At 70.7% G+C, this 22969-nt stretch carries 20 protein-coding genes and 2 pseudogenes; 9 read left to right on the forward strand and 13 right to left on the reverse strand.

What is annotated here, in order from left to right; translation table 11 throughout:
• Positions 1 to 4 precede the first annotated feature (4 nt).
• The 4 genes from IL992_RS17750 to IL992_RS17765 are packed head-to-tail and all read right to left on the reverse strand — an operon-like array spanning position 5 to position 4648.
• Positions 5 to 1003 carry an ABC transporter permease gene (locus tag IL992_RS17750; protein ID WP_193204480.1) on the reverse strand — a complete coding sequence of 333 codons (999 nt, stop codon included), beginning with the start codon at positions 1001 to 1003 and terminating at the stop codon, positions 5 to 7.
• Positions 1000 to 2025 (reverse strand): ABC transporter permease, encoded by a 1026-nt coding sequence (locus IL992_RS17755; protein ID WP_193204481.1) that lies wholly within the window; start codon positions 2023 to 2025, stop codon positions 1000 to 1002. Before IL992_RS17755 ends, IL992_RS17750 begins: the two co-directional genes overlap by 4 nt.
• The gene (locus tag IL992_RS17760) at positions 2022 to 3524 is read right to left on the reverse strand and encodes a sugar ABC transporter ATP-binding protein (RefSeq protein WP_193204482.1); all 1503 of its coding nucleotides are present in this window, start codon (positions 3522 to 3524) and stop codon (positions 2022 to 2024) included. The genes IL992_RS17755 and IL992_RS17760 overlap by 4 nt, the downstream gene beginning before the upstream one ends.
• Entirely contained in the window at positions 3521 to 4648 is a 1128-nt protein-coding gene (locus IL992_RS17765) for a Gfo/Idh/MocA family protein (RefSeq protein WP_193204483.1), read from the reverse strand. Before IL992_RS17765 ends, IL992_RS17760 begins: the two co-directional genes overlap by 4 nt.
• Positions 4649 to 4779: 131 nt before the next feature.
• Between IL992_RS17765 and IL992_RS17770 the strand changes: the two genes are divergently transcribed.
• Positions 4780 to 5952 (forward strand): ROK family transcriptional regulator, encoded by a 1173-nt coding sequence (locus tag IL992_RS17770; protein WP_193204484.1) that lies wholly within the window; start codon positions 4780 to 4782, stop codon positions 5950 to 5952.
• 103 nt (positions 5953 to 6055) lie between these two features.
• On the opposite strand, the gene IL992_RS17775 is transcribed toward IL992_RS17770, so the two are convergent.
• Positions 6056 to 6592: an NUDIX hydrolase family protein gene (locus IL992_RS17775; protein WP_319018625.1), complete on the reverse strand. Its 537-nt coding sequence runs from the start codon at positions 6590 to 6592 to the stop codon at positions 6056 to 6058.
• A 168-nt stretch (positions 6593 to 6760) separates the two neighbouring features.
• Here IL992_RS17775 and IL992_RS17780 point away from each other — a divergent pair, with 168 nt between their 5' ends.
• The 3 genes and pseudogenes from IL992_RS17780 to IL992_RS48390 all read left to right on the forward strand — a co-directional run bounded on the left by IL992_RS17780 (position 6761) and on the right by IL992_RS48390 (position 8395).
• Positions 6761 to 7747: a sensor histidine kinase gene (locus IL992_RS17780; RefSeq protein ID WP_193204485.1), complete on the forward strand. Its 987-nt coding sequence runs from the start codon at positions 6761 to 6763 to the stop codon at positions 7745 to 7747.
• Positions 7748 to 7797: 50 nt separating this feature from the next.
• Positions 7798 to 8037, forward strand: a pseudogene (locus tag IL992_RS48385) (response regulator); the annotation flags it as partial.
• Positions 8038 to 8230: 193 nt separating this feature from the next.
• Positions 8231 to 8395: a response regulator transcription factor gene (locus IL992_RS48390; protein WP_319018626.1), complete on the forward strand. Its 165-nt coding sequence runs from the start codon at positions 8231 to 8233 to the stop codon at positions 8393 to 8395.
• A gap of 24 nt (positions 8396 to 8419) precedes the next feature.
• Here IL992_RS48390 and IL992_RS17790 read toward each other — a convergent pair whose 3' ends face one another.
• The 3 genes from IL992_RS17790 to IL992_RS17800 all read right to left on the reverse strand — a co-directional run bounded on the left by IL992_RS17790 (position 8420) and on the right by IL992_RS17800 (position 11784).
• On the reverse strand, positions 8420 to 9259 hold the full coding sequence (locus IL992_RS17790) for a hypothetical protein (protein ID WP_226873289.1): 840 nt from the start codon (positions 9257 to 9259) through the stop codon (positions 8420 to 8422).
• Between the two features lie 74 nt (positions 9260 to 9333).
• Positions 9334 to 10308 carry a patatin-like phospholipase family protein gene (locus IL992_RS17795; RefSeq protein WP_193204486.1) on the reverse strand — a complete coding sequence of 325 codons (975 nt, stop codon included), beginning with the start codon at positions 10306 to 10308 and terminating at the stop codon, positions 9334 to 9336.
• A 219-nt stretch (positions 10309 to 10527) separates the two neighbouring features.
• Positions 10528 to 11784: a hypothetical protein gene (locus tag IL992_RS17800; RefSeq protein ID WP_193204487.1), complete on the reverse strand. Its 1257-nt coding sequence runs from the start codon at positions 11782 to 11784 to the stop codon at positions 10528 to 10530.
• Positions 11785 to 12216: 432 nt separating this feature from the next.
• Between IL992_RS17800 and IL992_RS17805 the strand changes: the two genes are divergently transcribed.
• Both IL992_RS17805 and IL992_RS17810 read left to right on the forward strand, forming a co-directional pair.
• Positions 12217 to 12690: a hypothetical protein gene (locus IL992_RS17805; protein WP_193204766.1), complete on the forward strand. Its 474-nt coding sequence runs from the start codon at positions 12217 to 12219 to the stop codon at positions 12688 to 12690.
• 118 nt (positions 12691 to 12808) lie between these two features.
• On the forward strand, positions 12809 to 13183 hold the full coding sequence (locus IL992_RS17810; RefSeq protein WP_193204488.1) for a hypothetical protein: 375 nt from the start codon (positions 12809 to 12811) through the stop codon (positions 13181 to 13183).
• Between the two features lie 69 nt (positions 13184 to 13252).
• Here the strand turns inward: IL992_RS17810 and IL992_RS17815 are convergent, their stop codons facing one another.
• The 4 genes from IL992_RS17815 to IL992_RS17830 form a co-directional block, all read right to left on the reverse strand.
• Positions 13253 to 13756, reverse strand: coding sequence for a hypothetical protein (locus tag IL992_RS17815; RefSeq protein WP_193204489.1), 504 nt, complete (start codon positions 13754 to 13756; stop codon positions 13253 to 13255).
• Between the two features lie 224 nt (positions 13757 to 13980).
• Positions 13981 to 15192: an acyl-CoA dehydrogenase family protein gene (locus IL992_RS17820; protein ID WP_193204490.1), complete on the reverse strand. Its 1212-nt coding sequence runs from the start codon at positions 15190 to 15192 to the stop codon at positions 13981 to 13983.
• A 57-nt stretch (positions 15193 to 15249) separates the two neighbouring features.
• Positions 15250 to 16215 (reverse strand): glucosyl-3-phosphoglycerate synthase, encoded by a 966-nt coding sequence (locus tag IL992_RS17825; RefSeq protein ID WP_319018627.1) that lies wholly within the window; start codon positions 16213 to 16215, stop codon positions 15250 to 15252.
• 35 nt (positions 16216 to 16250) lie between these two features.
• Positions 16251 to 17453: an MFS transporter gene (locus IL992_RS17830; RefSeq protein WP_193204492.1), complete on the reverse strand. Its 1203-nt coding sequence runs from the start codon at positions 17451 to 17453 to the stop codon at positions 16251 to 16253.
• A gap of 117 nt (positions 17454 to 17570) precedes the next feature.
• Between IL992_RS17830 and IL992_RS17835 the strand changes: the two genes are divergently transcribed.
• Positions 17571 to 18170 (forward strand): TetR/AcrR family transcriptional regulator, encoded by a 600-nt coding sequence (locus IL992_RS17835; RefSeq protein ID WP_193204493.1) that lies wholly within the window; start codon positions 17571 to 17573, stop codon positions 18168 to 18170.
• 304 nt (positions 18171 to 18474) lie between these two features.
• Positions 18475 to 20352 (forward strand): propionyl-CoA synthetase, encoded by a 1878-nt coding sequence (locus IL992_RS17840; RefSeq protein ID WP_193204725.1) that lies wholly within the window; start codon positions 18475 to 18477, stop codon positions 20350 to 20352.
• A gap of 7 nt (positions 20353 to 20359) precedes the next feature.
• Here IL992_RS17840 and IL992_RS17845 read toward each other — a convergent pair whose 3' ends face one another.
• Positions 20360 to 21832, reverse strand: coding sequence for a helix-turn-helix domain-containing protein (locus IL992_RS17845; RefSeq protein WP_226873290.1), 1473 nt, complete (start codon positions 21830 to 21832; stop codon positions 20360 to 20362).
• 244 nt (positions 21833 to 22076) lie between these two features.
• Between IL992_RS17845 and aceA the strand changes: the two are divergent.
• A pseudogene (gene aceA / locus IL992_RS17850) lies at positions 22077 to 22678 on the forward strand (isocitrate lyase); the annotation flags it as partial.
• Between the last annotated feature and the right edge of the window lie 291 nt (positions 22679 to 22969).

Consider the following 22969-nt stretch of genomic DNA (forward strand, 5'->3'; position numbering starts at 1 on the left):
GACTTCAGGAGGAAATGGGTTGCACGGGGTTCCGCTGTTTCGGCCACAACCGCAGCCGTAGGCCGCTGCCGAGGGAGGCGTAGGCGACGGCGGCGATGATGATCACGCCCTGCACCGCCGACTCGAGGGCGCCGCTGACGCCGAGCAGGTTCAGCAGCGTGAACAGAGCCTCCAGGGACAGCGCGCCGGCGGCGGCCGCGACGACCGACCCGCGCCCACCGCCGAGGAGCACGCCGCCCAGCACGACGGCGGTGATCGCCCGGAATTCCAGGCCGTCGCCGACCTGCGCCGAGACGCTGGCGAACCCGCCGAGCAGGATCGCGGCGACCGCGGCGAGCAGTCCGGAGAGGACGAACGCGAGCAGCCGGAGCCGGTCGACCCGGCCACCGGAAAGGCGCACGGCGGCCTCGTTGTCGCCGGCCGCGACCAGCGCCCGGCCAGTGCCGCCGCGCATGAACAGCACCGCCGCCGCCAGGACCGCCAGCAGGATGAGCACCGACCACGGGACCTTGCCGAGCACCGGGACATCCACGGCACCGCGCCCGAACATCCGGAACCCGGCGGACAGCGCGCCGCGTGGTGCGCCACCGGTCCACAGGAAGATCGCGCCGTCGAGCACGAGCAGCATGCCGAGCGTGACGATGAACGACGGCACCAGGAGCTTCGTCGTGACCAGACCGTTCACCAGGCCGACCAGCACGCCGAACCCGAGCACGAGCAGGATCACCCACACCGTCGCCGACTCACTCCCGTTGATGAGCCGGGCCGCGATGACCACGCCGGCGGTCACCAGCGCGCCGACCGACAGGTCGAATCCGCCGGAGACGATGACGAAATACTGCCCGATCGCGAGGATCATGAGCGGCGCGGCACGTTTGAGGAGCGCCAGGTAACCGGACGGCTCGTCATAGGACGGGCCGACGATCGCCAGCCCGACGAGCAGCAGAAGGAGCACGACGAGCACCGGCGCGGTGCCCTCGGCCAGGCGAGGACGCCAGGTCATGTCAACCTCCCGCGGGCGCGATTGGCCATCATGCGCCGGGCGTAGAGCGCGACCGCGGTCACGAGCACGACGCCGCGCACCACGTCCTTGAAGAACGGATCGACCTCGAGGTCGTCGAAGATCGTGTCCAAGGTGGCCAGGATGAAGACGCCGCCGATGGTGCCGGCGACGCCACCCCGGCCACCGGCAAGCAGCGTCCCGCCGAGTACGACGGCGGCGATCGACTCCAGGTCGTACCCGGCGTCGGTGCCGACGTACGGGGCGCCCGATCCGAGCCGGCTGGCGAGGTAGATCCCGGTGAGGCCGGCAGCGACCGAGCACAGCACGTGCGCGGTGACGATGATCCGACGGGTCGGCACCCCCGACAGCCGGGCCACCTCGATGTCGCCGCCGACGGCGTACATGTGGTAGCCGGGGCGGGTCCGCGACAGGTACCACCAGGACAGGGCGGCGACGGCCAGCATGAGCAGCGCCGCGACCGGCACCGGGCCGATCCGGTCGTAGCCGAGGTGCTGGAAGCCACGCGGTACGTCGCCGGCCGGGCCGGTGTAGTTGTCCTCGAGGTAGCCGCGCAGGATCAGCGCCACGCCCAGCGTCGCGATGAACGCGTTGGCTTTGAGGACGGTGATGACCAGCCCGTTGACCAGACCGACGCCGGCGGCCACGCCGAGCGCGAGCAGCACGCCGGGCACGACCATGCCGTCCCGCCCTGCCATCGTCTCCGCGGCGATCAGTGAGGTGAGGCCGACCAGGTAGGCGACGGACAGGTCGAGGGATCCGGTGAGGATCGCCATCGTCTGTCCTATCGCGACGAGGCCGAGCGCGGTGGCCCGGGTGAGGATGTTGAGGATGCCGCCCTGGTCGAGGAGGACCTCGCCGCGGAGCCCGACGAGCACGCTGCCGACGATCAGAAGTGCGGCGAGTGCGATGTAGACGATGGCGACCGGGGTGAGTCGTCGGTGAACCGCCGGCCGCGTGACCTTCTGCGTGACCGGTACGGTGTTCCCCTCTAGAGCGCTCACGCCGCCTCACCGACCCCGTGCCCGGTGGCCAGCGCCATCACGGCCTCCTCGCTCGCGCCGGCGGGCAGCTCACCGGCCAGCGCACCGTCCTGCATGACGAGGATCCGGTCGCTCATCCCGATCAGCTCGGGGAGCTCCGAAGAGATCATCAGCACCGCCACGCCACGCCTCGCGAGATCGCGCAGCAGCTCGTGTACGGCCCGCTTCGCGCCGACGTCGATGCCGCGCGTCGGCTCGTCGACGACCAGCACCTTCGGCCCGACCGCCAGCCATTTGGCGAGCACAACCTTCTGCTGGTTGCCGCCGGACAGGAAGCGCACCTCCTGGTGCTCGCCGCGGGCCACCACGGTCACCATGTCGAGCAACGCCTTGACGTCCGACTTCGCGCGGGAGCGTGCGCCACGCAGTGCGGCGCGGCGTACCAGCAGCGTGTTGTCGCGTACAGACTGGCGGAGTGCCAGCCCGTCTCCCTTGCGGTCCTCGGTCACCAGCGCGATCCCGAGGCGCACCGCAGTCCGGGGCCGGGTGACCCGCTGCGCCACCCCGTCCACCTCCACCACGCCCCGGGTGAACGGCTCGACGCCGAACACCGCGCGTGCGACCGCCGAGCGGCCGGATCCCTGCAGCCCGGCCAAACCGACGATCTCTCCGGCGCGCACCTCGATGTCCAGCTCACGAACGCGGTCGTTGCCGGCGCCGCGCAACGCGAGACGGACCGGCCCGAGGTCGTCGGGGGCGGCCCGGTCCGGGTAATACTCGCCCAGGTCGCGGCCCACCATGTGCCGGACGAGGTCCTCGGAGGTCAGCTCTCCGGTCGGGGCGCAGGTGACGAACCGGCCGTCCTTGAGCACGGTGATCCGGTCGGAGAGGTCGAACACCTCCCGCATGCGGTGCGAGACGTAGAGGATCGCGATGCCCCGCTCGCGCAGCCGGCGCACCAGGTCGTAGAGCAGTTCGACCTCGTGATCGGCGAGCGCTGCGGTCGGCTCGTCCATCCCCAGCACCCGAGCGTCGGTCGACAGCGCCTTGACGATCTCCACGACCTGCCGCTGAGCGACCGACAACGACGACACGGCGTCGGTTGGATCGATCCCGTCCTCGCCGAGCCAGTCCAGCAGTTCGCGGGTGTCGGCCACCATGCGCCGCCGGTCGACCTGCATCCCCCGCACGGGCTCGCGTCCGAGGTAGACGTTCTCGGCGACACTGCGATGCGGCAGCAGGGTGAACTCCTGATGGATGATCGCGATGCCGGCCCGCTGCGCGTCGGTCGGGCCGGCGAAGGACACCTCGGCGCCGTCGACCTCGATGGTTCCGCCGTCCGGGCGGTGCACCCCGGCCAGAACCTTGAGCAGCGTGGACTTGCCCGCGCCGTTCTCCCCCATCAGCGCGTGCACCTCGCCCCCGCGCAGCTCCAGGTCCACACCCTGCAGCACCGGCACGCCGAGGAAGGACTTGGAGATCCCTTTCAGCCGCACGTTGGTCGCGATGCCTGGCGTCATGCCGGCACCTCTCTCCACGCGCCGTCCGCGGCCGCCGAGGCCAGCACCGCCTCGGTGATCCGGACGGCGCGCAGGCCGTCCGCGAACGTGGGCAGGCCGTCCGGCACGTCCTCGCCGCGCACCGCCCGATAGGTGTCGGCGACGAACGCGTTGAAGCAGTCCTGGTAGCCCTGCGCGTGCCCGGCCGGCAGCCGGACGTAGCGCGCGGCGGAGGGGTGCAGCGTTCCGGGGTCGCGCAGCAGCGTCTGGCCGCCCTCGCGCCGGCCGACCCACAGCCGCTCCGGGTCCTCCTGGTCGAAGCCGAAGCTCGCCTCGGTGCCGGAGAGCTCCAGGTGCAACCGGTTCTTGCGACCCGCGGCGACCTGCGACACCACCAGAGTGCCGACCATGCCGGCGGCGGTGGTGAAGTGCACGGAGGCCAGGTCCTCGGTGGGCTTCCCGTTCCCGCGGGCCCGCTCGTGCACGACCGCGGTGTGCGCGGACAGGCGCGCGATCCGGTCGCCCGTAACGAACTCGAAAAGGTCGCACCAATGCGAACCGATGTCGGCGAACGCCCGCGACGGCCCGCCGAGCGCGGCATCGACCCGCCAGTCGTCGTCTGACGGGCGGGACAGCCAGTCCTGGTGGTAGCCGCCGGTCACGCTGGCGACGACGCCGGCCTCACCCGCCGCCAGCCGCGCCCGCAACTCACGGACCATGGGGTGGAAGCGGTAGACGAACGGCACCATGGCCACCCGATCGCCGGCCGCCTCAACGAGCGCGACGGCCTCCGCGCTCCCGGTGGCAAGCGGCTTTTCGCAGATGACGTGCACACCGGCGGCGAGCGCGGCGGCGGCGACGGGGGCATGCGACGCGTTAGGCGTACAGACATGCAGCACGTCGATCTCGGCGGCGTCGAGCAGGGCCGTCAGGTCCGGGTAGCCCTCGTCCGCACCGACCGCGCGTGCCGCACTGGCGGCCCCCTCGGGGCGGGACGCCACCGCTGCCACGACGCTCGCCCCGGCGCGCCGGGCCGCCTCCGCGTGCACCTGTCCCATGAACCCCGTGCCTACAACCGCCACGCGCAGCGGCGGTTGCTCGGACCCGGTCCCACCGGACGCCCGTAATAGATCGGTCACAGACATGCGATGAAGGTAAGACGAACTTATGTCGATGGTCAACGAAAGTTCGCGCATGGATATCAAAACTTTTTGTGATCAGTGCGCCAAGTGGCCCTGCTGCCGACGGATTACGGCCGCTTCGCTTTAATTGGGGAGTGAGTAACGGGCAGAGCGCCACCTCGACGTCGCCTGGCGAGCTGCTTCGGCTGCTGCGGGACGGGCAGGCGCGCACCCGTACCGAGCTGGCGACCGAGACCGGATTGGCCCGGTCGACCATCGGCCTGCGTCTCGACGCGCTCATGGACGCCGGGCTGGTCGCCGAGCGGGGCGACAACGCCGTCACCGGCGGCCGGCCCGCGAGCAGGTTCGTGTTCAACGCCCGCGCGCGAGTGGTGCTGGCGGCCGACGTCGGGGCCACCCACGCCACCGTCGCCATCGCCGACCTGACCAGTGAGCCGCTGGCCGTCGAGAGGCTCGCGCTGGACATCGCCGACGGCCCTGACGCGGTGCTGGGCCTGCTCATCGACACCTGGCGGCGGATGCGCGCCGACCACGGCCCCACCGCTCCCGTGGCCGGCGTCGGCGTCGGGCTGCCCGGCCCGGTCGAGCACTCAACCGGCAAGCCTGCCCACCCGCCCATCATGCCGGGCTGGAACGGATACGATGTGCCCGCGCGGATCGCCGCCGACTTCGCCGTGCCGGTCCTGGTGGACAACGAGGTCAATCTGATGGCGCTCGGGGAGCACGTCCGCTGCTTCCCGGACGAAGAGAACATGATCTTTGTCAAGGTCGCGACCGGCATCGGCTCCGGCCTGATCAGCAACGGCCAGTTGCATCGAGGTGACGTCGGCGCGGCCGGCGACCTGGGGCACATCCTGGCCCCGCGCGCCGACGACGTGCGCTGTCGCTGTGGCAACAGCGGCTGCCTGGAGGCCGTGGCCGGCGGGCCCGCCATCGCCGCCAAGCTCCGCGCCGCCGGCCTCGACGCGACGACCAACGCCGACGTCGTGGCCCTCCTGCAGGCCGGCAACCCGATCGCCGGCCAGGCGGTGCGGCAGGCTGGCCGGGACATCGGCGAGGTGCTGGCCGCCGGCGTCAGCCTGTTCAACCCATCGCTGATCGTGGTCGGCGGGGCGCTCGCACAGGCCGGCGAGATGCTGCTGGCGGGCGTGCGGGAGTCGATCTACCGTCGCTCGCTGCCGCTGGCCACCGAGCGCCTGCGTATTGTCACCTCACAGGCCGGCGAGAACGCGGGTGTCGTCGGCGCCGCTGCGATGGTCGTCCAGCACGCCCTTTCCCCCACCGTGCTGGACCGCGAGCTGGCCTAGAGACTGCCGGGGAGGTACGCCGAGCGCGTCCCGCTGCCCCGCGACCTTCTTCACAGGTTCCGGGCGACGCGCTCGGCCCTGCCTTAGCCGAGGAATGACCCGATCAGGTCAGGCGGCCGACGTAGGCGAGCGCCTGCTTGAGCAGCACGCCCTGGCCGCCGGTCATCTCCTGCTGCACGATCGGGGACGCCGCCTCCTCGGGCGTGAACCACTCCAGGTCCAGCGCGTCCTGCCGGGGCCGGCAGTCCCCGCGTACCGGCACGATGTACGCCAGGGAGACCGCGTGCTGGCGGGGATCGTGGAACGGCGTGACGCCCGGGGTGGGGAAGTACTCCGCCACGGTGAACGGCGTCGGCGAGACCGGCACGCTCGGCAGCGCCACCGGTCCGAGGTCCTTCTCCAGGTGGCGCAGGAGGGCGTCGCGGATGCGCTCGTGGTAGTACACACGCCCGGACACCAGCGCCCGGCTCACGGTGCCGTCGGCGCCGATCCGCAGCAGCAGGCCGACGCGGGTCACGATGCCCGTGTCGTCCACGCGCACCGGCACAGCGTCCACGTACAGGATCGGCATCCGGCCCCGCATCGACTCGATCTCGTCGGGAGCGAGCCAGCCTGGCGTCGTTTCGGTCATTTCGGTCACGGGTCGATCGTACTTGCCCAGGCGGGGGGCGGTTCGCAGGTCGGCGCAACCCGTGTCGGCCCTCCCGCGAGCGCCTCTGCGCCGGCCTGATCGTCGATGGCGACCGCCGGCCTGCGATGCGTCTCCGGCGTCGTGCGCCGGGTGCCACGGCCACCTCTAGATCGGCGCGTGTCGCTGGCGGTGCTGTGCGCCGCCCAGACCGGTCTCTACGGCCTCGCCCTGGCCGCGGTGAACGGACTGCCCGAGGGCAAGTTCGGCAAGTACACGGTCGTCGGGGCTCCGGCGCCCTTTCCGTTTCTGGAGCAGGACAACGTGCTGCTACTGGCCGCATCCCAGGCGCTGGTGCCCGCACTGCTGCTGGCCGTCGCCTGGACCGTGGGCGACCGCACCCGCACCCGGCGGGCCCATCTGGCCACGCTCCAGGCACGCGCCGCGGACTTGGCCCGGGAGCAGGAGCAGCGCACCGCGCTGGCGGTGGCCGCAGAACGCGGCCGCATCGCCCGGGAACTCCACGACGTCGTCGCGCACGGCCTGTCCGTGATGGTGGTCCAGGCCCAGGGTGGCCGGGCCGCGCTGAATCGGCGCCCCGAACGGGCCGGGGCGGCACTGGACACCATCGTCACCACGGGCCGGGCGTCCCTGGCCGAGATGCGCCGGCTGCTCAGCCTCGTTCGGCAGGACTCTGCCGCCGGTGATCCCGCCCTCGCCCCACAGCCCGGCCTGGCCGCGCTTGCGGAGCTCATCGACCGGGTCAGGTCGGGCGGCACCCCGGTGGACTTCAGCGTGATAGGAGAGCCACTCACGTTGCCGGCGGCGGTGGAACTGTCGGCGTACCGGATCGTCCAGGAGGCGCTGACCAACAGCATCAAGCACGCGGGACCGGGCAGCCGATGCGCAGTCGACATCGAGTTCGCCCCCGGCGAGCTGCGCATCCATGTGCACGACAGCGGCGGCTCCGGCCTCGCGGGCGAGGCCGGTGAGACATCCCCACCTCCGTCCGCGTCGGCGTCCGCGTCGGCGTCGGCGTCCGCGTCGGGCAACGGCCTGCGTGGGATCGCCGAACGGGTGGCGGCGCTCGGCGGAACCCTGCACGCCGGGCCGTCCGGTCACGGCTTCGAGGTCAGGACCACGCTCCCCGTCGAGGCGACGGCGTGACCCGCGTCGTCATCGCCGACGACCAGGCCCTGGTACGCACCGGCTTCCGCATGATCCTCGACGAGACCGACGACATCGCGGTCGTCGGAGAGGCCGATGACGGGCTGGACGCCCTGGCGGTCACCGCCCGCACCGCCCCCGACGTGGTCTTGATGGACGTCCGCATGCCCGGGATCGACGGGATCGAGGCGACCCGCCGCCTGCGCTCGGGGGCCGGCCCCGGCCGCCCCCCGCACGTGATCATCCTGACCACGTTCGACCTCGACGAGTACGTCTACGACGGGCTGCGCGCGGGCGCGGCGGGCTTCCTGCTGAAGGACACGCTCGCTGCGGACCTCATCGGCGCGATCCGCACCGTCGCGAGCGGTCAGAACGTCGCCGCGCCCACAGTCACCCGCCGCCTGATCAGGCACTTCGTGGAGACGGCGCCGGTGGCCAGGAAGGAAAGCGGCCCTGGCGGTCCTGACTGCGCGGGAGCGGGACGTGCTGCTGCTCGTCGCCCAGGGCCTGTCGAATCTGGAGATCGCCGACCGCCTCGTCGTCACGGAGGGGACGGTCAAGACGCACGTCAGCCGGATCCTGGCCAAGCTCCGGCTGCGCGACAGAATCCACGCGGTCATCTACGCCCACCAGAACGGCCTCGTCTGATCGGGCCGTCGCGACTCCACGGCGTCAGACCCGGACGGCGGGCCCTCGGCGGGCGCGGACCGTCTCGCCGTGCCGCCAGACGAGGCGGTTCACGTCCTCGGGATGCGCGGCGGGCGGGAGACCGGCGAGGACCTCCCGGCGGGCGATCCGGGCCGCCGACACCTTGCGGTGGTAGTCACGGAAGACCTGCACCTCGCCGTCGCTTCCGCAGGACGCCCACTGGCTGACCGGGTCGAGGTACACGTAGTCCATGCCCCGGGATGACCACTCGCCCAGCGTGACCACGTCGACGGCCCACAGGCGCAGCCGGGACGGCGGGGCACGGAAGACCAGCGCGCCGCCGATCCGTTCCACGGCGGCGCCGCGCACCTCCACCGGCGGCTCCCAGGCGGGCCATCGGCGCAGCTCTTGGCACTCACGCGCGCGGGCCACCTCGGCGTCCAGCCCCCAGGTGTGCCAGCGGACCGTGCCGTGCGAGGGCTCGGCCGCACGACGGCGCAGCCGCCGGATCGCCTGCGGAGTGAGGGTCGTCAGGTGCGCGGGAGCCAGCACGATCGGATCGGCCGGCTCGGCGTCGAACGGATTCGGGTCGAGGTGCGGCCCGTCGACGACGACTACCGTGCCCGGCAGGCGCTGGAAGGACAGGCCCCACAACAGCCTGCCCAGCAGGCGGGCTCCGTGCAGGTCGGACAGGATGTGCGAGGTGTCGTGGCAGCGGTTGGTGGAGAAGCGGGCCCGCGTGCCCGGCCGCAGGGTGATGACGCTGTAGTCGCGACCGTCGGCCCGCAGCGGGCGGCGGTGCAGCTTGAGTCCGTCGCCGGCGCCGGCCGCCGTGCTCGGCCTCGGTCCCTTATGCCCCGGCACGTCTCACCGTCGTCTCCCTCCTCGGGCTCTGGCACTGCTCATGAAAGCCTCGCCCACGCGTCGGCACAACCGAATTAACCCGGCCGGTGCCGCCGGTGGTCCGCGCCGTGCGGGGGGCCGAGCGGGCGGGCGAGACCGGGGTGGGGCTCGCGCCGCTCCAACCAGTGGGTGGTCGACAGGGTGGCTCGCTCGATCATGTCGGCCGTACCGCGGAAGTCGACGGGCAGCACCTCGACCGGGCAGAGCGGCGGCAGCACGTGCAGGCGGGTTCGCCGCCTGTTCTGCCGGATCGAGGCGCTGATGCGCTGCTCACTGAGCAGGTTGTAACCATGCAGGGCCATGGCGATCGCCGTCGAGGGCGCGGCCGGCAGGTGGCAGGAGAACCCGGGCGCCAGCAGGTACGCCTCGTCGGCCCCCGCGCCCACGGCGTAGTCCAGGGTGGTCAGGTCCGCGACGCCGCCGTCCATGAGCACATGGTCGCCGATCGTCACCGTGGGATACAGGGCCGGGATCGCGGTGCTGGCCAGCAGGGCCGGCAGTGCGGGCCCTCGCGACAGGACCACCGGCCGCCCCGTACGCACATCCGCGGTGAGCACCGACAGCGGCGTCGGCGTCTCTTCCAGGGTGCGGATCGGCAGGATGCGTTCGAGGAACCGCCGCAGGGAGGAGTTGTCGAACAGGTAGTTGCGGTGGCCGAGCGCGGCCGCGGCCAGCGTGGCCGGATTGAGCGGGAAGGTGTAGTTGAGGATGCCCAGCGCCTGCAGGGCTCCCCGCAGGGGATGGAAGGGCAGGTTTCCCGCCAGCGTGCGGAGCACGTCGGGCCCGCTCACCGGGTACACGTCGTGGCTGCTCACCGACAGCCACAGCCGGGCCAGCTCCTCCACGCCCCCGGCGTCCGGGCGTGAGGCGTAATAGGCGCCGTTGAGCGCACCGATGGAGGCGCCCACCACCATGTCGGCGCGGATCCCGTGGGCGGTGAGCGCGCGGAGCATGCCGACCTGCGCGGCTCCCAGGCTGCCGCCTCCCCACAGGATGAACGCCGTCGTCATCGGCCGCTTCCCCACGCTCCCCCGGCCCCGGTCCCCCTTCCTACCCGTACGATCCCATCGGCTGTCTTTCGCCGCACTCACGAGGGGGCAAAGGGGCGCATCGCAATCGAGGGTGTAGGTGGGGCCTGAATCCGCCTGCCGCCGGCAGCGACCGGCCCACCGTCAGCGCATGGTCGCCGGAGTCCAACCGGAGAGCCCACGTGGCTGACGGGTCGGCGCTCACTCAGCCTTCCTGTCGCGTTCCCCGTCGTCCCCGCGCCGACGGAGCGCTCGCTCGGCGATCCCGCTGGAGAGCTTGCCCGTCACCGATCTGGCCCGTTCGAGGGTCTCGTTGCCGAGGTGCCTGGCGGCATCGACGCCCTCCGCTCCTGTCTCGAGCACCTTGTCCCTCACCTCCGCGGCCGCGTCCACCCATCGTCTCGCTTCCAATGACTGTCGGCCGCGCTCGATCCCGAGCCGCGCGTGGAAGTCGACGACGGCGATCGCGACATGGTCGCTCGAATGCACCACAGCCCGGGACGTGGTCGGGTGCAGCAGCACCTTCGTGTTGGCCATGCCGGCAGCCGCATCCATGCGGGCCATCAGACGCTCGGTGCTCCGCGAGATGAGTTCCAGCCGGTTCTGCCGTGCGGCCCGAAGCCCGAGGCGATGCCGGTCCAGCTCCTCCGGAGACGCGTCCAGCACCCGGTCGAGTTCGAGCACGGCGATCGCGTCCTGCAGTTGGAAGCAGCGAGCCAGAACGGCGAGCCACTCCTGAACCTTGGACTCGGCCTCCTTGGACGTCTTCGCGAGATCACCGATCTTGCTCTTGCGCTCCATCTTCTCCGCGAGTGCGTCGAGTTGACGCAACGCGTACGCCTGGGTTCGTGCGATCGTCACCGAAGTGGCCTGCACCTTCGACCACGTGACCTCGGAGACCCGGCCCACCTGCTCTCGAATGGTCATGGCTTCCTCGATCACGAGGTCCACTCCGATCATGTCCGCCAGCACAGCGTCTTGCTGGGCGCGGAGCACGTCGTCGACCTTCTCGTCGATCGTGGCGAGATAGTCGGTGATCTCGTCCATGGTCTGTTGCATCGCGATCTGCGCCATGATCCCCGCGGCACCAGCCAGAAGCGCCGGGTTGGTCAGAAGCGATCCGGGCCCCTTCACGAATTCGACGAATCCCTTGATCTGGCCCTTGTTCCCCTTCAGCACACCGGAACTGAGACCCGACTTCGAGCTTTTCCTCAGTCCGTACTTGTCGACAAGCCGCGCGGACTCCTTGGACAGCTTCACCCAGCGACCGGAGTTGGCGGCGATCTCGGAACCTGCCTGTGCGACTCCGGCTCCGGCACTGAGAACAGATCTGAGCCGTTGCAGTCCGAGGTCCTTCGACGGCAGTCCCTCAGAGACCAGGAAGCGTTCGACAGCCGTCGGATTCCCGATGACCGCCAGTCCGTCGCCGTCACTGATCAGCTGAATCTCGTCATCCATCGTCGGCTCCTGAAATGTGGGCGCGGAAGCGGCTCTTCGCAGTCGAGGGTGGAGCCGGGGCGCGCGGCGGTCGCGGGGCGGGGGTCAAGATCTTCCAGGATAGGAGTTCCCACGCTCACCGTCCGGCGAAAGACCGCAACGTACCTCCCGTTACCTTCGACGCCGCTGACCTGGCCGCGTTCTACCGCCTCGAGCACCTCCGCGGCTCCGCCCTCGGGTTCCGCAACCTGACGAACCACGTCGCCAGATCGCTGCTCGAAGCCGGAGGCTTCAGACCCGAACTCCACCCCCAGAATGCGATGAGGCGGCAAAGGGGCCCGCGGTCGAGCGTACCGATCAACCATCCCGGCCAAGATCGATCCTACTCGCCCCTTTCTGGCAAGATAGGCTCCCGTTCCCTCACGGGCAGGAAATCGGGAGAAGAAACCATAGATGGACACGTCCGCTTACGCAGGCCTGCTGGCACAGGTGATACCGGTGGTTCTGCTTGCCGTGATCGTGGAATACCGCGGCGCCTACGAGGCCTGGCGTGTCGTCGGCACGGAGTCGCGGAAGAAGATGTCCCCGGATCAGGGACGGAGATTAGCCAACCAATTCCTGGTCATCCTGGCCGTGCAAACCATATTCCTTTCAGCGCTCACCGTGCTCGAGATGGCGGCCCTGGTGGTCGCGGGCAGCAAAGCGGGATCACACAAGCTGGCCGAATCGATCATCAGCTCCGATGCGACCCTGACGGTTGTCTCGATCGGGATCGGCCTGACCATCGCCATGCAAGCCCTCTCCGTCGCGCAGAGTTACCAGCGAGCAGGGATGATCGAAGACAGTCACCGGCGCCACTTCCACTGGGTGATACGAATAGCCGTCGTCATTGTCGTCTTCGGAACGGGCCTGCTGCTGAAGGGCTGATCAATGGAGGGACTCCACGCGCCGGCTTCCATTCGGAACAGGACCGCTTCAATCCTGCTTCTTGTTGGCAAGGTCGTATTACTGGCAGGCTGCGGCAGACGATGCAGGGGGTGTTCGAGTGGGCGTGATACTCACTCCAGCTAACGACGATGTCACCATTAACGTAAGCTGGTCGTGCACCTGGTTCGGCCACTTCCGAAGGGCACTGGCGACAGCAGAGGGATTCGACCTCGATTCGATGGTCGGATTTGGCGGTGACCGCTCATGGGACACGGTGGAGACAAGCCTTGCCCCCCTACTGGATCATCCGGATGACAGCGGCGATCTGACGGCGGCTGAATGCGCCCAGGTGCTCCCCCGCCTCTCGGAGATCGTCTCGTCATGGCGTACTAAGCCGTTGGAACACTGGCAGGCGTACACGGAACGGGGACAAGACCTGATCGAAGTCCTGCAGGTGTGCGTCCGGCAGGACGTCTCCCTCATGTTCTGCTGAGACCTCCAGAAGGCGCCGGTGCCCTGGGCCGGGAGCGACGCCCGAGCACGAGGTCACCCACGTTCGGCGTCACCCATCGAGATCTGATTCGTCCTGCTGGCCGACCTGCGACGGCTGCTCAGCTCGCGCCTGCCGGCCCATCACCCCATTCCCCCTGCTCGCACACGAGAGCCAGTTACGACCTAGGGCCACCTGCTGGGCACAAGCGGCCTGGACAGCGGCGATCAACTGCGGCTCAGTGCGCCCCCAGCCCGCTCCCCATTCGTCATCCAGCCCATAGAGCGCACCAAGCGGAGCTGCGAGCATTTCTCCGGGATCGTCTTCCTCGATCACGAGTTGTTCAATCATCGAAACCAGCCAACGCTCACTGACCTGGCCCGCGAGGCAGCATCGCGCCATATCGGTATAAACAGTTTTTACCGCGTCGGACCTGGACGGCATCGGGGTTCCCGTATCCGCGAGGGCCTCGGCCAGCACATCGCGCACCTCGTTTGGATCGCGTCCGTCAAGACCCGCGAGAGTGCGCAACGTCTCACCATCCAGGTCCTGAACGAGCCAGTGAGCGGCCCACATGGGCACTCGATCAGCAGGCACGTGCCCCAGCTCATGCCATGCAGCGACGAGCTGCGGAGAAGGAATCGACCGTCCTGCATCGTAAGGCGATCCATACACACGAGCATCGTGTCACGACTGCTTGTGGCGCTCGCGAAAAGCTGGGCTCGCTCGCAGCCACAGCGAGGGGAAGCCTGCGCTTGTACGGAGGAGGCCTGAATGTCAGGTTGCGGTCGGCGATCGAGTCAGCGAACGGGCAGGTTGGTGACGGCGCGGCCGATGATGAGGCGCTGGATCTCGCTCGTGCCCTCGAAGATCGTGAAAATCTTGGCGTCACGATGGAAGCGCTCGACCGGGTGCTCGCGGGTGTAGCCGGCCCCGCCGAGGATCTGGATGGCCTGCTCGGTCGTCCAGACGGCCGTCTCACTCGCGACCAGCTTGCTCATCGACCCTTCGGCCTGCTCGAACCGCCGGCCGTGCCGGGCCATCCACGCCGCCCGCCAGGTCATCAGCCGGGCGACGTCCACCCGGGTGGCCATGTCGGCAAGCAGGAAGGCGACCGCCTGGTTCTCCCCGATCTTGCGGCCGAACTGCTCGCGCTCGCGGGCGTAGTCGCGGGCGTACTCGAAGGCCGCGCGGGCGACGCCGACGGCCATGGCGGCGACGAGGGGGCGAGTGGTCTCGAAGGTCCGCATCGCGGCCTGCTCGCCGGACCGCGCGCCCGCGCGCACCCGGGCGAGCCGCTCGTCAAGCTTCTCCTTGCCGCCCACCAGGCACCGGCCGGGCACCCGTACGTCGTCCAGGACGACCTCGGCGGTGTGCGAGGCGCGGATGCCGTGCTTCTTGAACTTCTGCCCCTGGGACAGGCCGCGCGTGCCGGGCGGGACCACGAAGGACGCCTGGCCCCGGGTGCCGAGGGAAGGGTCGACCGAGGCCACGATGACGTGGACGTTGGCGATGCCGCCGTTGGTGGCCCAGGTCTTCACGCCGTTGAGGACCCACTCGTCCTTCGCCTCGTCGTAGACGGCCCGCGTCCTGATCGCGCCGACGTCGCTGCCGGCGTCCGGCTCCGAGGAGCAGAACGCGCCGAGCTTGACGTCGTCGGGAGTGCCGAACATCTGGGGCAGCCACTCCCCCATCTGCTCGGGGGTGCCGTTCGCGGCGATGGAGGCGGCGGCGAGGCCGGTGCCCACGATCGACAGGCCGATCCCGGCGTCCCCCCAGAACAGCTCCTCGAACGCCACGGGCAGGCCGAGCCCCGACTCCTCGAACCACTGCTGCGCGAAGAAGTCCAGCGAGTACAGCCCGATCTTGGCGGCCTCCTGGATGACCGGCCAGGGCGTCTCCTCGCGCTCGTCCCACTCCGCCCCAGCCGGGCGGATGACGTCCCGGGCGAACTCGTGGACCCAGTCGCGCAGTTCGCGGAGGTCGTCGCTCAACTCGGGGCAGAAGGTCATGGGGGGCTCTCCTCTCCTTAGTGTTACCAACGGTAACACCTCGACGGAAGGAGCCGGTCAGCGCATCCGGGACGCGTACTGCGGGATCGTCGCCATCGGCGGGCGCTCGGCCACCCCGACGTCCCGCGTCAGCGGGCGGTGCCCGGCGGGGCCGCGTTCGAACTGGACGAGCCGCGTGGACGGCTCGTGCAACGGAACGATCTTGCCCTGGCGTTCCAGCCGCGCCCAGGCGGTATGCATGATCTGCCCGGCCATCCCGCCGAGCGCCTCCGTCGACTGGTGGGAGTGGACCCGGCGGCCCAGGTCGACCTGGGCGAGCGCGTCGAGCCCCACGATGTCCAGGAGGTCGATGAGGAGCCCCAGCTCCACGCCGTACCCGGTGACGAACGGCACCCGTTCCAGGACCGCGCGGCGGCCGGCGTACTCGCCCGCGAGCGGCTGCACGAACCCGGCGAGCAGCGGCCAGTGCAGGTTGAGCAGCGGCCGGGCGACCAGCTCCGTGACCCGGCCCCCGGCGTTCGGTTCCGTCGCGCCGAGCAGCGGCCGGTCGTAGCACGCCTTCACGTATCCGACCGCGGGGTCGGACAGCAGTGGCCCGAGCAGGCCGGTCACGAACGAGGTCCGGAACTCGCGCAGGTCGGCGTCGACGAACACCACCAGGTCGCCGGTCGTCACCGCGAGGGACTTCCACAGCGCCTCGCCCTTGCCGTCGTAGCGCGGATCGTACAGTTCGGGCAGGATCTCGTCCTGCGCGAAGACCTTCGCCCCGGCGCGTAAGGCCCGGGCCGCCGTGTCGTCCGACGACCGGGAGTCGATCACGACCAGCTCGTCCACGAGCGGCACGGCCTCGACGAGGTCACGGCGCACGGCGGAGACGATCTCCCCGACCGTCTCCTCCTCGTTCCTCGCGGGCAGCACCACCGAGATCGTGGCGCCGCCCTTGGCGGACAGCAGGGCGCGGGCCGGCCAGTCGGCCGCCGACGAGGTACGCCGACTCAGCCAGGCCTCCACCTCAGGCAGCACGCCCGTCCTCCCCCTGTCCGCCACGTTCACTGGCATCACCTTATGCGGCGGCCGGAGGAGGCGATCAGCACGAGTCCCCCTCCCAGCGCGAGCACGCCCGCCACGCCGTACATGAGGGCGGCGAAGCCGTACGGCGCGGCGGCCGAGGCCACGACAGGACCGATGCTGGCCCCGGTGAACAGGAAGAAGGTGAACAGGGAGACGGCCGTGGCCCGCGCGGGACCGGCCAGCAGGCCCACGGTCTCGATCACGGCGGGGGCGGCGACGCCGATCGTGAAGGCGAAGACGGCCAGCAGCACCGCCAGCGCGGCGACGCCGGGGGCGGCCAGCCCGACCACCAGCGCGAGCACCGCGGCGAGACCGATGGCCAGCGCCGCCCTGCGGGCCGGGGAGATCCGGGCCAGGTACGGCGTGGCGAAGGGGATGGCGATGATCGCCGGCAGCGCGGTGGCCCGCAGCGTCAGCAGCGCGGCGGGGTCGCCGGCGATGCCCGCGGGACCTTCGAGCTGCAACGCGGTGTAGAGGGCGACGAACGCGCCGAGGATCGTCAGCGTGGCGGCGTACACCAGGACCAGGCGCGGGTCGCGCAGCAGCACCGGGACGGCGGCATAGGGGTTCGCTCCGGTACGGCGGGCGGTGTCGGGCAGCATCACCCGGCGCAGCACCACGGCCACGACGGCGAACGCGGCGCCGCCGAGCAGGAAGACCGGCCGCCACCCGAGCAGGTCGACGAGGGCCTTGGCGGCGAGCTGGGCGACCACGGCCGAGGCGAACAGCGCGCTGACCACGGAGGTCATCGTGACGGCCCGGCGGCGGGGTTCGACGCGCTCGGCGATGTACGCGAACGCGGTGGGGGCGAAGACGGCGGTGGTGACGCCCTCGACCACCCGCAGGGCGAGCGCCACCCCGGGCCCGGGGCTCAGCGCGACCAGCGCGGTCGTCACCGCCGTGGCCGCCATGCCCCAGGTCATCACGCGGCGCCTGCCGTACAGGTCGGACAGCGGGCCGAACAGCAGGAAGCCGCCGGCGTAACCGAGGCCGAAGGCGCTGACGAGCCACGTCAGGACCGCGGCGGGAGCGCCCCAGTCGGCCGACATCCGGGCCAGCAGGGGGATCACGACGTAGAGGTGCCCGGTGGCGAGGAGCCCGGCCGGCACGAACGCGGCCACGGTGCGCCGCGCGGGGGCGTAGATCTCGCCCGTGGCGGGTGGGAGGAGGACGGACGTCGATGTGCTCATAGCCGAGGACGGTAGCCAACCAACCAGTTGGCTGTCAACCAACCAGTTGGTGGCCGAGACGGGTATGCTGAGGACCACCCCTGAGCCCCCGGTCGCTCATGAACACGGAGGAAGCCGATGTCGCCCCGCAAAGACGCCAAGGACCCGACCGCCGCTACCAAGGCCGCCCTGCTTGAGGCCGCGCGGACGGAGTTCGCGGCGTACGGCGTGGCGGGCGCCCGGGTGGACCGCATCGCCGAGCGCGCGGGGGTCAACAAGGAGCGGATCTACGGGCACTTCGGCAGCAAGGAGAAGCTGTTCGACACCGTCATCAAGACGGCGCTCGACGAGGTCGCCGCGGCGGTGGCGATGCCGGGCAAGGACCCCGAGGAGTACGTCGGCAATCTCTTCGACTTCTACTCCGCCCACCCCGACCTGGTACGCCTGCTGATGTGGGAGGCCCTGCACTACCGGGGTGAGGACGACCTGCTGCCCGGCCAGGAGCTCCGGGTGGACAAGTGCCGGTCGAAGACCGAATCGCTCGCCGAGGGCCTCGGCCGGGAGCCGGACGCCTCGGTCGCCCGGATGGTGTTCACGCTGGTGGGCATGGCGATGTGGCCGACCGTCATGCCGCAGCTCGCCCGGATCACGGTCGGAGAGGAGGCGTCGACTCCCGAAGGACGCGAGGCGCTGCGCGAACACCTCACGGCGTTCGTCCGCGCCGCCGTCGAGAAGTGACCGGCGCCGCCGTCGAGAAGTGACCGGCGCCGCCCTCGAGAAGTGACCGGCACCGCCGTCGAGAAGTGCCCTCGAGAAGTGACCGGCGGCGCCGAGATCCCCCGCCCATCCCTTTGCAACCCCGCTGCAACGTCCGATTTCCTATCGTTTGCTGCGTCTCGTCGCGGCCGGGCCATGCGGGCCGCCCAGGGGGCTCCCCCCCTCGCGTACGGGCCATTCCCCGCGGCGGGGAGCCTCGCGCAGGATGGACATGGCTTCCGCGCCGTCCCCGGGCACGGATGACGAACGACTGACGGGATCGATGATGGGTGACTACCGGGACGCCTACTCGGCGAGCCTGAAAGATCCGGATGCCTTCTGGCTCGCCGCGGCCGACGCCGTGACCTGGTCGCGCCGTCCCCGGCGCGGGCTGGACGCCGACCGCGCGCCGTTCTACCGCTGGTTCCCCGACGGGGAGCTGAACACCTGCTACAACGCGCTCGACCGGCACGTGGACGCGGGACACGGCGACCGTCCCGCCCTGCTCTACGACTCGCCGGTGACCGGCGCGACCGCGCGGTACACCTACGCCGAGCTGCGCGACCAGGTGGCGCGGTTCGCCGGGGCGCTGCGCGGGCTCGGCGCCGGCCGGGGCGACCGCGTGGTGATCTACATGCCGATGGTGCCGCAGGCGCTGATCGCGATGCTCGCCTGCGCACGGTTGGGCGCGGTGCACTCGGTCGTGTTCGGCGGGTTCGCCCCGAAGGAACTGGCCGCCCGGATCGACGACGCCGCGCCGAAGGTGCTGGTGTGCGCCTCCTGCGGGATCGAGCCGAGCAGGGTCGTCGAGTACAAGCCGATCGTGGACGAGGCGATCGCGGCCACACCGAACGCTCCGGAGAAGGTCGTCGTGCTCCAGCGCGACGCCGCGCGGGCCCGGATGGGCGAGCGGGACGTCGACTGGGACCAGCTGATGGCGGCGGCCGAGCCGGTCGGCTGCGTCGACGTGGCGGCGACCGACCCGCTGTACATCCTGTACACCTCCGGCACCACGGGCAAACCCAAGGGCGTGGTGCGCGACAACGGCGGCCACGCGGTCGCGCTGACGTGGTCGATGGCCAACGTGTACGACATCGGGCCCGGCGACGTGTGGTGGACCGCCTCGGACGTCGGCTGGGTCGTCGGCCACTCCTACATCGTGTACGGACCGCTGCTGGCCGGCGCGACCACGGTGCTCTACGAGGGCAAGCCGGTGGGTACCCCGGACGCGGGCGCGTTCTGGCGCGTGATCTCCCAGTACGGCGTAAAGGCGCTGTTCACCGCCCCCACGGCGATGCGGGCGATAAAGAAGGTCGACCCGGAGGGCGCGGAGACGGCGAAGCACGACCTGTCGGCGTTCCGCACGCTCTTCCTGGCCGGCGAGCGGCTCGACCCGGAGACCTACCGGTGGGCCTCGGAGAGGCTGGGCGTGCCGGTCGTGGACCACTGGTGGCAGACCGAGACCGGCTGGGCCATCGCCGCGAACCTCCGCGGGCTGGAGCCGATGCCGATCAAGCCCGGCTCGCCGACCGTGCCGGTGCCCGGCTACGACGTGCGGGTCCTCGACCCGTCGGGGCAGGAGGTGCCTCCGGGTGCCGAGGGCGCGATCTGCATCAAGCTGCCCCTGCCGCCCGGCACCCTGCCGACGCTGTGGGGTGACGACGATCGGTACGTCGCGTCGTACCTGTCCGCCTACCCCGGCTACTATCTGACGGGCGACGGCGGCTACGTCGACTCCGACGGCTACCTGTTCGTCATGGGCCGCACCGACGACGTGATCAACGTGGCGGGGCACCGCCTGTCCACCGGTTCCATGGAGGCCGTGCTGGCCGCGCACCCGGCGGTGGCCGAGTGCGCGGTGATCGGCGTGCGCGACTCGCTGAAGGGGCAGGTGCCGCGCGGCTTCGTGGTGCTGAAGGCCGGCGCGGACATCGCGCCGGAGACCCTCCAGGCGGAGCTCGTGGCGGCGGTGCGTCGCGACATCGGCCCGGTCGCCGCGTTCAAGGAGGTGACGATCGTGGACGGCCTGCCGAAGACCCGGTCGGGGAAGATCCTGCGCAAGTCGATGCGCGCGATCGCCGACGGCCGCGACGAGCCCGTGCCCTCGACGATCGAGGACCCGGGCGTGCTGGCCTCGCTGCGCCCGCACCTGCGCCGGAAGTGACAGTGTTTCAGCCGTGGGCGGCGTGGCGCTCCAGGAACGCGTACACGTCGGCCTCGTCGACACCGGGGAACGACCCGGGCGGCAGCGCGGCGAGCACGTGGGAGTTGGCGCGCGCCGACGGCCAGGCGTAGCCCTCCCAGCGCTGGGCGAGCTCGGCCGGCGGGCGGCGGCAGCACTCGCCGTTCGGGCAGTTCGACTTCGTGCGGTGGGTGGTCTCGCGCCCGCGGAACCACCGCGACTCCCGGTACGGCACGCCCAGCGTGATCGCGAAGTCCTTCTCCTGCGACGGGTCCACGTGGGCGACGCAGAAGTACGTTCCGGTGGGCGAGTCGGAGTACTGGTAGTACAGCGAGAACCGGTCGGGCGAGAGGAACACCTGGCGGCCCGACCACTGCTGGCACATCCGCTGGCCCTCGATCGCCCCCTGCTCGTCGGCCGGGAAGACGATCCCGTCGTTCTCGTACGCCTTGTAGATGATCCCTCCGGCGTCGTTGCGCACGAAGTGGCAGACGAGGTCGAGGTGGCGGGTGGCGAGGTTGGTGAAGCGGTGCGCCGCCATCTCGTAGGACACCGCGAACACGTCGCGCAGGTCCTCCACCGACAGCGCCTTGTCCTGCTTGGCCTCCCGCAGGTACGGCACGGCCGCCGCCTCGGGCACGAGGACGGCCGCGGCGAAGTAGTTGGCCTCCACCCGCTGGCGCAGGAAGTCGGCGAAGTCGCGCGGCTTGTGGTGCTGGAGCGCGATGTGCCCGAGCGTCTGCAGCAGCACGGTACGCGGCGTGTGCATGCCCAGCTGCTGGCGTTTGACGTAGATGCGCCGGTTGCGCAGGTCGGTCACCGACCGCGCCGACCGCGGCAGGTCGGGGGCGGTGTGCACGGCGAACCCGAAGTGCGACACCAGCGCCTGGACGGTGCTCTCCGACAGCGCGCCGGTCCGGTAGCCCACGGCGGTCAGGGCCTCGGCGGCGGCCTTCTCGATCTCCTCGAAGTAGTTGCCCAGCTCGCGCTGCTTGCGCCGCAGCTCGGCGTTGGCCGCCCGCGCCTCCTCCGGCGTGGCCGTGCCCTTCGCCTCCCTGGCCTTGAGCTCCTCGAACAGGCCCAGGATGTGCTCGAGCACGTCGTTCGGCACCCGTGAGGAGACCTTCAAGCGGTTCAGCCCGAGCCCCGCGTAAAGCGGGTCGCGCTGGGCCTCCTCCAGGGCGATCTCGAGCTGGGCCCGCCGGTTCGGCGCCTGCCTGCGCAGCAGCTCCTCCACCGGCACGTTCAGCGCGGCGGCCAGCGACTTCAGCAGCGAGAGCTTGGGCTCGCGCTTGCCGTTCTCCAGCAGCGACAGCTGGCTGGGCGCACGCCCGACGCGCTCGCCGAGCTCGGAGAGCGTGAGACCGCGCTGCTTGCGCAGGTGCTTGAGCCGCTGGCCGAAGGCCAGGAGATCGAGCTCGTGCGTCAAAGACAGCGGTTCTTCGCCCAGGACGGAGGTCATGACCCGATCTTATGCGGAAAATCCGCGTTTCTTCCAACGCTACGTGATCCACCTCACACGGATTGGTCTAGTCCATAGCGAAAACTCTGCGTTTCTTCACTGTCAAATACCCGCCAGTCTTGCAAGAAGCGGAAGATTTGGCGTTCTTTCAGCTGGAGCCTCCTTGTGAGTGTCTTGATATCGACACAAACTCGGAAGCAAGCCCCAGGTGACGACAACGTACGCAACAAGGGAGTGACCGGAGATGTCGGATCGCCTCACCGCAGCCGCCCAGCGGCTGCAGCAGGACTGGGACACCAATCCGCGGTGGACGAACGTCGAGCGGACCTACACGGCCGAGGACGTGATCCGCCTGCGCGGCTCGGTGCAGGAGGAGCACACGCTGGCCCGGCTCGGCGCGGAGCGCCTGTGGGGCCTGCTGCATCACGAGGACTACGTCCACGCCCTGGGCGCGCTGACCGGCAACCAGGCGGTCCAGCAGGTGAAGGCGGGCCTCAAGGCCATCTACCTGTCCGGCTGGCAGGTGGCCGCCGACGCCAACCTCAGCGGTCACACCTACCCCGACCAGAGCCTCTACCCGGCCAACTCGGTCCCCGCCGTGGTCCGCCGGATCAACAACGCGCTGCTGCGGGCCGACCAGATCAGCTGGGCGGAGGGCGACGAGGACGCCCCGCACTGGCTGGCGCCCATCGTGGCCGACGCCGAGGCCGGCTTCGGCGGCGTGCTCAACACGCGTTCGAGCTGATGAAGGCCATGATCGCGGCCGGCGCGGCGGGCGTGCACTGGGAGGACCAGCTCGCCTCGGAGAAGAAGTGCGGCCACCTCGGCGGCAAGGTGCACCACCCGGCCGCCGGTGGTGCCCATCGCGGACAATGCCCGGCCCAGGGTGACGGTGACGGCCACGCGGACCATGCCACCGCCCGGCTCGGTGCCGGAGCCGGCGACCGCGGACGGCGGGGGGACCACCGCGGTGCCCTCGCCGCCGGCGGCCGGGGTGACCATCCGCCCGGGGGACGGGCGCTGCGTCACCGGGCGGCCGAGGGACTGCCGTTCCACCCGGCCCTCCCCACCAGGACAGCCGGGACACCCCGGGCAGCCCGGACACCCCGGACAGCCGGGCCAGACCCGCTCCCCGAT

The organism is Microbispora sitophila (assembly GCF_014892245.1).
Classification (GTDB): domain Bacteria; phylum Actinomycetota; class Actinomycetes; order Streptosporangiales; family Streptosporangiaceae; genus Microbispora; species Microbispora siamensis.